This is a genomic window from Sphingomonas sp. (assembly GCF_030145815.1).
Classification (GTDB): domain Bacteria; phylum Pseudomonadota; class Alphaproteobacteria; order Sphingomonadales; family Sphingomonadaceae; genus Sphingomonas.
Genome location: NZ_JAIXHL010000014.1, coordinates 102,916 through 116,072, shown reverse-complemented (window position 1 = coordinate 116,072; position 13,157 = coordinate 102,916). Strand labels below are relative to the sequence as shown.

The 13,157-nt window shown below is 66.3% G+C and carries 13 protein-coding genes; 8 read left to right on the top strand and 5 right to left on the bottom strand.

Going from position 1 to position 13,157, the window contains the following annotated elements:
- Positions 1-18: 18 nt before the first annotated feature.
- On the top strand, positions 19-1,593 hold the full coding sequence (locus KYX69_RS14040) for a peptide chain release factor 3 (RefSeq protein WP_300498385.1): 1,575 nt from the start codon (positions 19-21) through the stop codon (positions 1,591-1,593).
- A 1-nt stretch (position 1,594) separates the two neighbouring features.
- Here KYX69_RS14040 and KYX69_RS14035 read toward each other — a convergent pair whose 3' ends face one another.
- Positions 1,595-2,488 carry a prephenate dehydratase gene (locus tag KYX69_RS14035; RefSeq protein WP_300498384.1) on the bottom strand — a complete coding sequence of 298 codons (894 nt, stop codon included), beginning with the start codon at positions 2,486-2,488 and terminating at the stop codon, positions 1,595-1,597.
- A gap of 111 nt (positions 2,489-2,599) precedes the next feature.
- On the opposite strand from KYX69_RS14035, the gene KYX69_RS14030 reads away from it, so the two are divergent.
- Positions 2,600-3,265 (top strand): cytochrome c family protein, encoded by a 666-nt coding sequence (locus KYX69_RS14030; RefSeq protein WP_300498382.1) that lies wholly within the window; start codon positions 2,600-2,602, stop codon positions 3,263-3,265.
- Between the two features lie 56 nt (positions 3,266-3,321).
- Here KYX69_RS14030 and KYX69_RS14025 read toward each other — a convergent pair whose 3' ends face one another.
- From KYX69_RS14025 to KYX69_RS14015, 3 genes are read right to left on the bottom strand one after another with little or no spacing between them, the layout of a single operon-like run.
- The gene (locus KYX69_RS14025) at positions 3,322-4,188 is read right to left on the bottom strand and encodes an LOG family protein (RefSeq protein ID WP_300498380.1); all 867 of its coding nucleotides are present in this window, start codon (positions 4,186-4,188) and stop codon (positions 3,322-3,324) included.
- A gap of 46 nt (positions 4,189-4,234) precedes the next feature.
- Positions 4,235-4,915, bottom strand: coding sequence for an extensin family protein (locus KYX69_RS14020; RefSeq protein WP_300498379.1), 681 nt, complete (start codon positions 4,913-4,915; stop codon positions 4,235-4,237).
- Between the two features lie 39 nt (positions 4,916-4,954).
- Positions 4,955-5,539, bottom strand: coding sequence for a DUF4328 domain-containing protein (locus KYX69_RS14015; RefSeq protein WP_300498377.1), 585 nt, complete (start codon positions 5,537-5,539; stop codon positions 4,955-4,957).
- A 245-nt stretch (positions 5,540-5,784) separates the two neighbouring features.
- Between KYX69_RS14015 and KYX69_RS14010 the strand changes: the two genes are divergently transcribed.
- From KYX69_RS14010 to KYX69_RS14000, 3 genes are all read left to right on the top strand, one after another.
- The gene (locus KYX69_RS14010) at positions 5,785-6,945 is read left to right on the top strand and encodes a phosphoserine transaminase (protein WP_300498375.1); all 1,161 of its coding nucleotides are present in this window, start codon (positions 5,785-5,787) and stop codon (positions 6,943-6,945) included.
- 86 nt (positions 6,946-7,031) lie between these two features.
- Entirely contained in the window at positions 7,032-8,609 is a 1,578-nt protein-coding gene (gene serA / locus KYX69_RS14005; protein WP_300498373.1) for a phosphoglycerate dehydrogenase, read from the top strand.
- Positions 8,610-8,628: 19 nt separating this feature from the next.
- Positions 8,629-9,720, top strand: a complete 1,092-nt coding sequence (locus KYX69_RS14000) for an ATP phosphoribosyltransferase regulatory subunit (RefSeq protein WP_300498371.1) — start codon at positions 8,629-8,631, stop codon at positions 9,718-9,720.
- On the opposite strand, the gene KYX69_RS13995 is transcribed toward KYX69_RS14000, so the two are convergent.
- The gene (locus KYX69_RS13995; RefSeq protein WP_300498369.1) at positions 9,717-10,007 is read right to left on the bottom strand and encodes a GNAT family N-acetyltransferase; all 291 of its coding nucleotides are present in this window, start codon (positions 10,005-10,007) and stop codon (positions 9,717-9,719) included. The genes KYX69_RS14000 and KYX69_RS13995 overlap by 4 nt on opposite strands.
- Before the next feature lie 68 nt (positions 10,008-10,075).
- Here KYX69_RS13995 and KYX69_RS13990 point away from each other — a divergent pair, with 68 nt between their 5' ends.
- Genes KYX69_RS13990 through KYX69_RS13980 form a run of 3 tightly spaced genes read left to right on the top strand, consistent with a single transcriptional unit; the run spans position 10,076 to position 13,155 of the window.
- Positions 10,076-10,963 carry a hypothetical protein gene (locus KYX69_RS13990; protein WP_300498368.1) on the top strand — a complete coding sequence of 296 codons (888 nt, stop codon included), beginning with the start codon at positions 10,076-10,078 and terminating at the stop codon, positions 10,961-10,963.
- A complete protein-coding gene (gene recQ / locus KYX69_RS13985; protein ID WP_300498366.1) occupies positions 10,960-12,729 on the top strand; it encodes a DNA helicase RecQ in 1,770 nt (589 codons plus the stop codon). Before KYX69_RS13990 ends, recQ begins: the two co-directional genes overlap by 4 nt.
- Complete coding sequence (locus KYX69_RS13980) at positions 12,730-13,155, top strand: TIGR01244 family sulfur transferase (protein WP_300498364.1); 426 nt, start codon at positions 12,730-12,732, stop codon at positions 13,153-13,155. It begins immediately after the preceding gene.
- The last annotated feature ends 2 nt before the right edge of the window (positions 13,156-13,157 follow it).

Here is a 13,157-nt window from a genome sequence, read left to right as displayed (position 1 = left end):
TACCGCTAGAGGGCCGCGATGCCCGACAATTCGATTCCCGATCGCCGCACCTTTGCGATCATCTCTCACCCTGACGCCGGCAAGACCACGCTGACCGAAAAGCTGCTGCTGTTCGGCGGCGCGATCCATTTGGCCGGCGAGGTCAAGGCGCGCGGCCAGGCGCGGCGCGCGCGATCGGACTGGATGAAGATCGAGCAGCAGCGCGGCATTTCGGTGACCAGCTCGGTGATGACGTTCGAGCGCGACGGGGTGACCTTCAACCTGCTCGACACGCCGGGCCACGAAGACTTTTCGGAGGACACCTATCGCACGCTGACCGCGGTCGATTCCGCGGTGATGGTGATCGACGCGGCCAAGGGTATCGAGAGCCAGACGCGCAAGCTGTTCGAAGTGTGCCGGCTGCGCAACGTGCCGATCATCACCTTCGTCAACAAGGTCGATCGCGAAGGCCGCGAGATGTTCGAGATTCTCGACGAGATCGCCGACCTGCTCGCGCTCGACGTCGCCCCGATGACCTGGCCGGTCGGCATGGGTGGGCAGTTTGAGGGCATCTATGACTTGGTCGATCACCGCCTGCTGCTGCCCGAGGGCGACAGCCGCGAATTCCAGGGCAAAGTGGTGCAGACCAGCGGGCTCGACGATCCGCAGCTCGATTCGCTGATCTCGGCGCAGACGCTCGCCAAGGTGCGCGAAGAGGCCGAGCTGGGCCTGGCCGGCTATGCGGCGTTCGACGGCGACGCCTATCGCAATGGCGACCTGACCCCGGTCTATTTCGGGTCGGCGCTCAAGGAGTTCGGGGTCGATTCGCTGATCGACGCGATCGCGCGCCACGCGCCGCCGCCGCACGCCTTGCCCGCCGAACCCGCGCCGGTCGCGCCGGACAATCCCGAAGTCACCGGATTTGTGTTCAAGGTTCAGGCGAACATGGACCCCAACCACCGCGACCGCATCGCGTTCATGCGGCTCGTGTCCGGCACCTTCAAGCGCGGCATGAAGCTGACGCCGAGCGGCCATGGCAAGCCGATCGCGATCCATTCGCCGATCATGTTCTTTGCCCAGCAGCGCGAACTGGCCGACGAAGCATTCCCGGGCGACATCATCGGCATCCCCAACCACGGCACGCTGCGCGTCGGTGACACGTTGTCGGAAAAGGCGGGGGTACGCTTTACCGGCCTGCCCAATTTCGCGCCCGAAATCCTGCGACGCGTGGTGCTCAAGGATCCGACCAAGACCAAGCAGCTGCGCAAGGCACTTGATGACCTGTCCGAAGAGGGCGTGATCCAGGTCTTTTACCCCGAAATCGGGTCGAACTGGATCATCGGCGTGGTCGGACAGCTTCAGCTCGAAGTGCTGCTCAGCCGCCTCGATGCCGAATACAAGGTCGGCGCCGTCCTAGAACCGGCGCCGTTCGATACGGCACGCTGGGTCGGCGGTGAGACAGCCGATCTGAAGGAGTTCATGGACTTGAACCGCACCGCCATGGCCAAGGACCGCGACGGCAACCCCGTCTTCCTCGCCAAATCGGCCTGGGAAGTCGGCTATATCGCCGACCGCTATTCCAAGGTGAAGTTCATGGCGACGCGCGAGCGGTAAGTTACTCGGGCCGCGCGCGCGCCTGGGGGTAGGTGCCGAGCACCCGCATCGACTTGGTGTGGAACTTGAGTTCCTCCAGCGCGCGGTCGACCGCCGCGTCGCCGGGGCGGCCGACGATGTCGCAATAGAATTCGGTCGCCGCAAAGCTGCCGCCGCGCTGGTAGCTTTCGAGCTTGGTCATGTTGACGCCATTGGTCGCAAAGCCGCCCAGCGCCTTGTACAGCGCGGCGGGGATATTCTTCACCTCAAACACAAAGGTGGTCATGTACGGCCCATGGTCGCGCAGCGGCGGCGCGCTGCGCGCCAGCATGACGAAGCGGGTCATATTGTGGTCGGCGTCGGCCACGTCGCTGTCGAACACCGTCAAGCCATAGAGCGGGGCGGCGCCCGGCGGGGCGAGCGCGGCGACTTCCGGATCGCCCGCCTCTGCCACCACGGCGGCGGCCCCGGCGGTGTCGGGATAGGACAAGGGCGCAATCCCCTGCGCCTTCAGCCAGTGGCGGCACTGGCCCAGCGCCTGCGGATGGCTCATCGCCTGACGCACTCCGGTGCGGGCGCCTAGCCCCATCAGCGCATAGCGAATTGGGAGGAAATGCTCCCCGATGATCACCAGCCCCGATTCGGGCAGCAGGAAGTGGATGTCCGCCACGCGGCCGTGCAGCGAATTTTCGATCGGGATCATCGCGCAATCGGCGCGTCCGTCGCGCACCGCGTCGATCGCATCCTCGAAGCTGAAACAGGGCAAGGGCAGCCCGGTCGGAAAGGCTTCGAGCGCCGCCATATGCGAATTTGCGCCCGGCGCGCCCTGAAACGCGACCGCGCGCTTGGGCTCGGCCAGAGCGGCCTGCGTCATGCGTTCAACGATCGGGCGGGCGGGGGCGGCGAAATTGTCCATTGGCGCGTGCGCGTAACCGCGCGATCAACTTGCGGCAAGCCCGGGTTGCGGCAAACCAAAGGCCCGACTAAAGAACCCGGCCAAGATCAACACGGGGCAGAACGGGCGCACATGGACAATCGCATGAACACGATCGCAGGCTGGGTCCTGTTCGGCTGTGCCTCGGCGCTCGGCCTGTCGATCGCCAGCGGCATGATCTACCACAGCGGAAAGCCCGAAAAGGAAGGCTATCCGGTCGAAAGCGCGGATGGTGCCGAGGGTGAAGGCGGTGCTGCCGCGGTCGAGCCGATCGCCAACCGTCTGGCCAAGGCCGATGTCGCCAAGGGTCAGGCATCGTTCGCCAAGTGCGCGGCATGCCATTCGATCACCCAGGGCGGCCCCAATGGCGTCGGCCCCAATCTGTGGAATGCGCTGGGCAAGCCGCACGGCCATGTCGCCGGCTTCGCCTATTCGGACGCGCTGAAGGCAGTTCCGGGCAATTGGGACTTCGCCGGGATGGACGCATGGCTTGCCAGCCCGCGCAAATACGCCGCAGGCACCAAGATGACCTTTGCCGGTCTGTCGGACCCGCAGGAACGCGCCAACGTCATCGCCTATATGAACGCGCAGGGGTCGAACCTGCCGCTCCCGGCCCCCGAAGCAGCCCCGGCCGAGGGTGGCGAAGCGGCGACCGAGAACGCGATCACGCCGACCGAAATGGGCAATGCCGGTACCCCGGCATCGGGCGCGCCGTCGGTCGATCCGGCTGCTGCGACGGAAGCCGCGAAGAAGGAGTAATCCGCCGCGACTGGGCGTACGAAAAAGGGGCGGTCCGATGGGCCGCCCCTTTTTCTTTATCCCTTCCGGTCTTCCCAGAATTTCTGGACGATCTCCCACCCCTCTTCCGCGGTCTCGCAGAAGTGGAACAGTTTCAGGTCACGCGGGCTGATCACGCCCTCCTCCACCAGCGCCTCGAAATTGACGACGCGAGTCCAGAAGTCCTTGCCGTAGAACAGCACCGGGATCGGCGCGATCTTGCCGGTCTGGATCAGCGTCAGCAGCTCGAACGATTCGTCGAACGTGCCGAACCCGCCCGGGAACACCGCGACCGCGCGCGCGCGCAGCAGGAAATGCATCTTGCGCAGCGCGAAATAGTGGAACTGGAAGCTGAGCGACGGGGTGACATATGCGTTCGGCGCCTGCTCATGCGGCAGCACGATGTTGAGCCCGACCGATTCGCAGCCCTTCTCCGCCGCGCCGCGATTCGCTGCCTCCATGATCGATGGGCCGCCGCCCGAGGTGACGACGAAGTGGCGGTCGCCATTCTCATCGAGCGGATAGCAGCTGGCGAGCGCGGCGAGTTCGCGCGCCACGTCATAATATTTCGACTTTTCGATCAGCCGCTCGGCAATCCGGCGCGACTGGTCGTCGGTGGCAAGGTCGAGCAACGCCTGCGCCTTGGCCGGCTCGGGGATGCGGGCCGAGCCATAGATGACGAACAGCGACGCGATCTTCGCCTCGTCCATCAACAGGCTGGGCTTCAGCAGCTCAAGCTGGAACCGCACCGGGCGCAGATCCTCGCGCAACAGGAACTCCATGTCCTGAAAAGCGAGGCGGTAGGCCGGGTGTTCGGTCTGGGGGGTGGAGACGGCGGTTCGCGCGGTCTCCGCATCCTGGCTCGCGCGGGCAAAGACGCGCGACGGCACTTTCTGGTCTGTCATTGGCGCGGGATTAGCGGGTTTCGGCGGCGACGCAAAGCGCCGAGCGTCAACGGCAGAACGACTTGCCGCCCATGTCGAAATGGAAATGGTTCGCGTGCGCGCTGTTATACTCCGGCCCCAGCACCGTGGTGAAGCGCCGGCAGGCCGATTTGTGGACCACGCGCAGGAATTCGCGCTCCTCCACCGTGCCACCGCTCCAATCGCCCAGCACACTGATCTTGCGCCCGTCGCGCAGCACGAACGCGGCGACATCGACCGCATTGCCGAGGCCATGTTCGGACACCTTGAGCGATGACGCAGCGCTCCCGCCGACGATGCCGCGGCACGAATAGGTGCCATAGGTTTCTACCCGCACCAGCTCACCGCCCAGAATCTCCCGCGCGGCGGGCACGGCGGCATGGCGCATCCACGCGATAAAGGTGCGCGCCAGCGGACAGCGCATCGCCTTCAGCCCAGACACGGGAATCCCGACATCGATCAGCTGCACCGCGCCGATCACCTGACATCCGCCGCCATAATCGCGATCCGGCAGCGGGCTGAACCGAACCTGCGCGCGCGACAGATCGGCATAGCATTGCTGCGTCTCGCGGCTGGTCGGCAGGTCCAGCGTCACCGGCCCGCGCGGATCAGGCCGCACCGGTGCGCGCGATGGCGCGCGGTCGTCCCCGCCCCCCAACAGGCATCCGGCGAGCAACAGAGGCAACGACAGGATGAGAAGGCTACGCATGACCATAGCCCCCACTAACCCATTATGGTTAACCGGCGATTATTCGAACACTGTGTGGTCGCGCAAATGGCTTTGCGTTTCGGTCAGGCGGCGGACGATCCAGAGCAGTGCCAAGCCCGTGATAAAATCAAACGGGGTCGCGACGATATCCACCCATGCCACTTCGAGCAGATCCTCCAGCGTTTCCGCGCGCAGGCTCAGGCGGAAGGACAGTTGACCGAAGACGCCGAGGATTAGCCAGCCCGCCCACCACAGGCGCATGATCGCTGGCACGGGCACGTCCTGCGCATCGGCCGGTGCATGACTGACCTGCCACGTTTCGCGCAGGCCGGCGAACGGGCGAAACAGGTTGAGGATCGGGATGAAAAAGAATCCGACGCTCCATCCGGGCGACACCGTCATCGCATCGCTGATCTGCCAGGCATTTTTGTTCACGCGGTAGATCCAGCGTCCGATCACCACCACACAAACGAGTTCGGCGACAAGATAGATACCGCTCGTGACGATCGAAACGAGATCGACGGTCTCAAGGTCGGCAAGCGGGGAAGATGATCCATTCTGATAAGCCGTGATCCCGACAATCGAGAATACCGCACCCCCGCAATAGATCGCCGATGCGACCAACCAGCAAATCAACGCCCCGCGTGCGACCTTTCCGACAGACGTCGGGTCCCGAAATTCATCCATGAAATCCCCCTGAATGCAGCAGATTAGGCTCGAAGTGGGGGAAGTCCAGATCGTCCAAACAGGCCAGCCGAAGGTAACATCGGTTACCTTGATTCGCTTGACTTGCCGCCGCCCATCGTTAGGGCCGCCGACGGGCCACGCGGTCCCAACGCCGCGCGTGCTCTCTGCGAGGAGAGACTGACATGACTGATTTGACTGCCGCCGACGCCACAATTGCGTCCGCTTCCAAGCCCGCGACCAAGCCGGCTCGCCCCCATTTTTCTTCGGGTCCCTGCGCCAAGCCTCCGGGCTGGGACGCCGCCAAGCTCGCGACCGAGGTTCTCGGACGCTCGCACCGCTCGAAGCTTGGCAAGACCCGCTTGGCTTATTGCATCGACCTGATGCGCGAGATGCTGCGCCTGCCCGACACGCACCGCATCGGCATCGTTCCCGGGTCGGATACCGGCGCGTTCGAGATGGCGATGTGGACCATGCTCGGCGCGCGCGGCGTGACCACGCTCGCCTGGGAAAGCTTCGGTGAAGGTTGGGTCACCGATGCGGCCAAGCAGCTCAAGCTCGATCCGACGATTATCCGCGCCGATTATGGCCAGCTGCCCGACCTGTCGCAGATCGACTGGTCGACCGACGTGCTGTTCACCTGGAACGGCACCACCAGCGGCGTGCGCGTGCCCAATGGCGACTGGATCCCCGACGGCCGCGAAGGCCTGACCTTCGCCGATTCGACCAGTGCGGTGTTCGCGTACGACCTGCCGTGGGACAAGATCGATGTCGCGACCTTTAGCTGGCAGAAGGTGCTGGGCGGCGAAGGCGGCCATGGCGTCCTGATCCTCGGCCCGCGCGCAGTCGAACGCCTCGAAACCTACACCCCGGCCTGGCCGCTGCCCAAGGTGTTCCGCCTGATGGCCAAGGGCAAGCTGGCCGAGGGCGTGTTCAAGGGTGAGACGATCAACACGCCGAGCATGCTGGCGGTCGAGGACGCGATCTTCGCGCTGGAATGGGCCAAGGGTCTGGGCGGGCTCGACGGCCTGATCGCGCGCAGCGATGCCAATGCTGCCGCGCTGCAAAAGCTGGTCGCGGAACGCGACTGGCTCGGCAATCTGGCGGCGGACGAGTCGATCCGCTCGACCACCAGCGTATGCCTGACCGTCGAGGGTGCCGACGAAGCCTTCATCAAGAAGTTCGCCGCGCTGCTCGAGGCGGAACACGCCGCCTATGACGTCGCCGGATACCGCGACGCCCCGGCGGGCCTGCGCATCTGGTGCGGCGCGACGGTGGACACCGCCGATATCGAAGCGCTCGGCCCCTGGCTCGACTGGGCTTACGCCACCGCGAAGGCCGCATAATCGTCGCCCCGGCGCAGGCCGGGGCCGCCCTGTTGCATTCCCAAACTTATCGGCCCCGGCCTTCCCCGGGGCGACGGAGACATTCCATGCCCAAGGTACTCATCAGCGACAAAATGGACCCCAAGGCCGCCCAGATTTTCCGCGAGCGCGGGGTCGAGGTGGACGAGATCACCGGCAAGACGCCGGATGAGCTGAAGGCGATCATCGGCCAGTATGACGGCCTTGCCATCCGCAGCTCGACCAAGGCGACGAAGGACATCATCGACGCGGCGACGAACCTTAAGGTCATCGGCCGCGCCGGCATCGGCGTCGACAATGTCGACATCCCCTACGCGTCCTCGAAGGGCGTGGTGGTGATGAACACTCCGTTCGGCAATTCGATCACCACCGCCGAACACGCCATCGCCCTGATGTTCGCGCTCGCCCGCCAGCTGCCCGAAGCGAACGCCCAGACCCAGGCGGGGCTGTGGCCGAAGAACGGCTTCATGGGTGTCGAAGTGACCGGCAAGACGCTGGGCCTGATTGGCGCAGGCAATATCGGGTCGATCGTCGCCGACCGCGCGCTGGGCCTCAAGATGAAGGTCATCGCGTTCGACCCGTTCCTGTCGCCCGAACGCGCGGTCGAACTGGGGGTCGAGAAGGTCGAGCTGGACGGCTTGCTCGCCCGCGCCGACTTCATCACGCTGCACACGCCGCTGACCGACCAGACGCGCAACATCCTGAGCCGCGAGAACCTGCTCAAGACCAAGAAGGGTGTCCGCATCATCAACTGCGCACGCGGCGGGCTGGTCGATGAGGCGGCGGTCAAGGAGCTGCTCGACAGCGGCCATATCGCGGGCGCAGCGCTCGACGTGTTCGTCACCGAACCGGCCAAGGAACATGCGCTGTTCGGCACCCCGAACTTCGTCGCCACCCCGCATCTGGGCGCATCGACCAGCGAGGCACAGGTCAATGTCGCGATCCAGGTCGCCGAACAGATGGCCGACTACCTCGTCAATGGCGGCGTCACCAACGCGCTCAACGTCCCCAGCCTGACCGCCGAGGAAGCGCCGCGGGTCAAGCCCTACATGGCGCTCGCCGAAAAGCTCGGCAGCCTGGTCGGCCAGCTCACCCATGGCGATATCCCGCGCGTGTCGATCCACAGCGAGGGCGCGGCGACCGAGGTCAACCAGAAGCCGATTGTCAGTGCGGTGCTCGCCGGGTTCCTGCGCACCCAGACCGACACGGTCAACATGGTCAACGCCCCCTTCCTCGCCAAGGAGCGCGGGATCGAGGTGCGTGAGGTCAAGACCGAGAAGGAGGGCGATTACCACACGCTGATCCGCGTGTCGGTGAAGACCGACTCGGGCGAGCGTTCGGTCGCGGGCACGCTGTTCAACAACCGTGAACCGCGCCTGGTCGAGCTGTTCGGGATCAAGGTCGAGGCCGATCTGGCCGGGCACATGCTCTATGTCGTCAACGAGGACGCACCCGGCTTTATCGGCCGCATCGGCACCGCGCTGGGCGACGCTGGCGTGAACATCGGCACCTTCCACCTCGGCCGCCGCGATGCCGGTGGCGAAGCGGTGCTGCTGCTGTCGGTCGACGAAGCGGTGACGCCGGAGCTGGTCGCGCGCGTCCGTGCGCTCCCGGGCGTGAAGACCGCGATGGCGCTCAAGTTCTGACGCGCTTATGGGGGCGGGCATGAACGGACTACTTCCCGAAGGATTCCACGACCGCCTGCCCCCGCTCGCCGACGCGGCGGCGACCCTTGAATCGCGCGTACTCGATGTCGCGCGGCTTCATGGCTATGAGCGGGTCGATCCGCCCCTTGCCGAGTTCGAGGAGTCGCTGGGCCAGCGGCTCAAGGCGGCGAGCGGCAAGGATGCAGTGCGCTTCACCGATCCCGTCTCGCGCCGCACGCTGGCGATTCGGCCCGACATTACCGCGCAGGTCGGTCGCATTGCCGCGACGCGCATGGCGCACCACCCGCGCCCCGTCCGCCTGTCCTATGCCGGACAGGTGCTCAAACTGCGCGCAAGCGAACTGCGCCCCGAGCGCGCGATGCGTCAGATCGGGTGCGAGCTGATCGGGCGCGACAGTATCGCAGCGGTGCGCGAAATCGTGTCCGTGGCGGTCGCGGCGCTGGAAGCGGCGGGTGTCCCCGGCCTCGCGATCGACTTCACCTTGCCCGATCTGGTCGAGCAGCTCGCCCCAACGATGGCAGCCGAGCAGCTCACTGCCCTCCGCGCAGCCCTCGACGCCAAGGATGCCGCCGCAGTCGCCGCGATCGACCCGGCCTTCTTGCCGCTGATCGAAGCGGCCGGGCCGTTCGATGCGGCAATCGCGCGACTGCGTGCGCATGACACCGGCGGCGCGCTTTCCACCCGGCTCGACGGGCTGGAGGCGGTGGCGCAGGCGGTAGCGGGCAAAGCCGCGCTGACGCTCGACCCGACCGAGCGCCATGGCTTCGAATATCAGAGCTGGATCGGCTTCTCGCTATTCGCGCGCGGTGTGCGCGGTGAGATCGGGCGCGGCGGCAGCTATTCGGTGCTGGGCGCGCAGGGTGAGGAACCGGCGGTCGGCTTCTCCCTCTATGCCGACCCCCTGCTCGACGCAGGACTCGCCCCGGCGGAGCGGCGTCGCCTGTTCCTGCCATTCGGCACCGATGCCGAGACAGCGGCGCATTGGCGCAGCGAGGGCTGGGTCGCGGTCGCTGCGCTCGATGCAGACGACAGTGCGCAAGCGCAGCTATGCACCCATGTTCTGACCAATGGCGAGCCCTGCCGGGCCTAACCCTGGACGTCGAGTAGCAGGTCTGCCCATTCGGGATGCTTGCGGATATAGGCGGAGACGAAGGTGCATTTCGCCACCACGCGCAGCCCGCGTGTCCGGGCCGCGTCCAGCGCGTGGCGGATCAGCGCGCTGGCAATGCCCCGTCCCTCCAGCGCGGGCGGGACGATCGTGTGGGTAAAGGTGATGATGTCGCCCTTGAGGCGGTAATCGGCATGCGCAAGATGACCATCCACCATGACCTCGAACCGGCTTTGCTCCGCATTGTCGCGAATCGCGTCAGATTCCATCACCCGCCTCCCGATTGCCGTGCATCGGGACGAATGGTAGCGATCCGGCCACGGAGGACAATCGCTTGATGCTACGCCTGCTCAGTCTGATCGCGGCCGCCCTCATGCTCGGCGCAGCCGCATCTCCCGGCAAGCTGGTCCGCGACGGCCAGCGGATCGAATGGACGATGGGCGAGGGGCGCAAGGTCTATCGCCTCGGCGACCTCACCGCCGTGTTCGAGCGCGTCCAGTGCGCCCCGCTGGGCGAGGAATGCGAAGACGGCGATGTCGACCCGGTGCTGACGATCACCCGCGCCGACGGGGCGAGCGTCAAGCTCGACGGGTCGCCGATGCAGAATATCCTGATGCTCGGCCGCCTGTCGAAGGACGGCCCGGTCGTCGCCTTCTTTCAGGACTATACCGGCGGCATGCATTGCTGTCAGCGGATGCGCGTGGTCACGCCCGCAGGCGACGCGCTCACGGTCGCCGATCTGGGCGGCTATGACGGGGCCGAGATCGGCTGGCCAAAGGATGTGGATGGCGACGGAACGCGCGACATCGTGGTGAGCGACGACCGCTTCCTCTATGCCTTTGAAAGCTATGCCGCGAGCGTTGCGCCGCCCAAGGTGCTGAACGTGGTCGACGGCGCGGTGCGCGACGTTTCGGCCGAACCGCGCTTTGCCAAGATCTTCGAAAAGGCCGCCGCCAGCGCACGCAAGGCGTGCATGGCAGAGGACTATCCCAATGGCGCGTGCGCCGCCTGGGCCGCCGCCGCCGCACGGCTCGGGACGCTCGACGCGGTGTGGCCGGTCATCCTCACCGAATATCGCAAGGAGCCGGCGACCTGGCCCGACCGGTGCAAGGTTGAACGCAGCGAAGATGGCGAGTGTCCGGAGGGGCAGCTGATCGAATATCCCGATTATCCGGCGGGTTTACGCGCATTTCTGGTGGAGACTGGCTATATCCCCGCCGCATGAGTGATCCACGCGACGTTCTGCACACGCTTTTCGGCTTTCCAGATTTTCGCGGCGTCCAGCGGCAGGTGGTCGATCGCGTGCTCGCGGGACAGCGCACGCTGGCGGTGATGCCGACCGGTGCGGGCAAGTCGCTGACCTATCAGCTGCCCGCGACGATGCTCGACGGCACCTGCGTCGTCATCTCCCCGCTGATCGCGCTGATGCACGACCAGTTGCGCGCCGCCGAAGCGGTCGGCATCCGCGCCGCCACGCTGACCAGCGTGGACGAGAATCGCGCGGAGACGATCGAGCGCTTCCGCAACGGCGACCTCGACCTGCTCTATGTCGCACCCGAACGCGCGTCGAACAGCAGCTTCCGCGACCTGCTGCGCTCGGCCCCGCTCGCCTTGTTCGCAATCGACGAAGCGCATTGCGTGAGCGAATGGGGGCATGACTTCCGCCCCGATTACCGCCTGCTGCGCCCGTTGATGGACGCCTTCCCCGACGTCCCTCGCCTTGCGCTGACCGCCACCGCGGACGCACACACCCGTGCCGATATTCTGAACCAGCTCGGCATCGCCGAAGACGGGCTGATCGTCGCTGGGTTCGACCGTCCCAATATCCGCTACAATATCGCGCCGCGCGACAATGTCCCCCGCCAGGTCGCCGATTTCATCGCCACCCAGTCCGGCCCCGGCATTGTCTATGCCCAGACCCGCAAGGGCGTCGAACAGCTGGCGGAGAAGCTCGCCGCGGGCGGGCGCCCCGTCCTGCCCTATCATGCCGGGCTCGACCCTGCGGTGCGCCGCCGCAACCAGGCCGCGTTCGTGGCGAGCGAGGACATGGTGATCGTCGCCACGGTCGCGTTCGGCATGGGCATCGACAAGCCCGACGTCCGCTTCGTCATCCATGCCGGCCTGCCCAAGTCGATCGAGGGCTATTATCAGGAAACCGGCCGCGCCGGCCGCGACGGCGACCCGGCGGTGGCACAGCTTTACTGGGGTGCCGACGATTTCGCCCGCGCCCGTCAGCGGATCGGCGAGGTCGAGCCGGAGCGCCAGCCGGGCGAGCGCGCGCGCCTCAGCGCACTGGGCGCGCTGGTCGAGACCGCCGGATGCCGCCGCGCAATCCTGCTGCGCCATTTCGGCGAGGATCCGCCCGCGACCTGCGGCAATTGCGACAATTGCCTCGAAGCGCCCAAGGCGATCGACGCCAGCGTGACCGCGCAGAAATATCTCTCCGCGGTGTTCCGCACCGGCCAGAGCTTCGGCGCGACCTATATCGAGCAGGTGCTGACCGGTCAGTCGAGCGAGCGCAGCCTGATGAACGGGCATGAGTCGCTGTCGGTGTGGGGGATCGTCGAAGGGGATGAGGCGGCGCTGATCAAGCCGGTCGGCCGCGCCTTGCTGCTGCGCGATGCGCTGCGCACCAACCCGCATGGCGGCCTCGAGTTCGGCCCCGGCGCGCGCCCGATCCTGAAGGGCGAAGCCACGCTCGACCTGGTCGTCCCGCCCAAGCGCGAACGCCGTCGCCGGGGTGCCAGCAGCGGCGGCCTGCCGAACCCGGTCGGCGATCCGCTGTTCGAGGCACTGCGCGACAAGCGCCGGACGCTGGCACAGGCCGCCGCCGTGCCGCCCTATGTCATCTTCCACGATTCGGTGCTGCGCGAGATGGCGGCGAAGCGGCCCGCGACACTTGCCGACCTGTCACGCATTCCGGGCATTGGCGCGCGCAAGCTGGCGGACTATGGCGATGCCTTCCTGCAAGTGATCCACGAGGCAGCCTGAATGCGCACGATCGACGAGACCATCTCCGTCTCCCCCCAGATCAGCCCCGCCGATGTCACCGAACTGGCGCGCGCGGGCTTCAAGGCGATCGTCAACAACCGTCCGGACGAAGAAGAGCCCGGCCAGCCATCGGGCGACGCGATCCGCGCGGTCGCAGAGACGCTGGGCCTGTCCTACCACGCGATCCCCGTGACCCATGCCGGCTTTTCGATGCCGCAGGTCGAGGCGATGCGCGCCGCGATCGACGGCGCGGGCGGCCCGGTCTTCGCCTATTGTCGCTCCGGCACACGCTCGACCAACCTTTGGGCGCTCGCCGAAGCCAGTCGCGGCACCGATCCCCAGACGTTGGTGACCAAGGCGGCCCAGGCCGGATATGACCTTACCGGCTTGCGCCCGATGCTCGACACGCTGGCGGGCAAGGCCTGACG

Bases quoted from the DNA above. Each gene is read 5' to 3' on its own strand.
- KYX69_RS14040 (WP_300498385.1), top strand. From the start codon at position 19: ATGCCCGACAATTCGATTCCCGATCGCCGCACCTTTGCGATCATCTCT.
- KYX69_RS14035 (WP_300498384.1), bottom strand. From the start codon at position 2,488: ATGGACAATTTCGCCGCCCCCGCCCGCCCGATCGTTGAACGCATGACG.
- KYX69_RS14030 (WP_300498382.1), top strand. From the start codon at position 2,600: ATGGACAATCGCATGAACACGATCGCAGGCTGGGTCCTGTTCGGCTGT.
- KYX69_RS14025 (WP_300498380.1), bottom strand. From the start codon at position 4,188: ATGACAGACCAGAAAGTGCCGTCGCGCGTCTTTGCCCGCGCGAGCCAG.
- KYX69_RS14020 (WP_300498379.1), bottom strand. From the start codon at position 4,915: ATGCGTAGCCTTCTCATCCTGTCGTTGCCTCTGTTGCTCGCCGGATGC.
- KYX69_RS14010 (WP_300498375.1), top strand. From the start codon at position 5,785: ATGACTGATTTGACTGCCGCCGACGCCACAATTGCGTCCGCTTCCAAG.
- serA (WP_300498373.1), top strand. From the start codon at position 7,032: ATGCCCAAGGTACTCATCAGCGACAAAATGGACCCCAAGGCCGCCCAG.
- KYX69_RS14000 (WP_300498371.1), top strand. From the start codon at position 8,629: ATGAACGGACTACTTCCCGAAGGATTCCACGACCGCCTGCCCCCGCTC.
- KYX69_RS13995 (WP_300498369.1), bottom strand. From the start codon at position 10,007: ATGGAATCTGACGCGATTCGCGACAATGCGGAGCAAAGCCGGTTCGAG.
- KYX69_RS13990 (WP_300498368.1), top strand. From the start codon at position 10,076: ATGCTACGCCTGCTCAGTCTGATCGCGGCCGCCCTCATGCTCGGCGCA.
- recQ (WP_300498366.1), top strand. From the start codon at position 10,960: ATGAGTGATCCACGCGACGTTCTGCACACGCTTTTCGGCTTTCCAGAT.
- KYX69_RS13980 (WP_300498364.1), top strand. From the start codon at position 12,730: ATGCGCACGATCGACGAGACCATCTCCGTCTCCCCCCAGATCAGCCCC.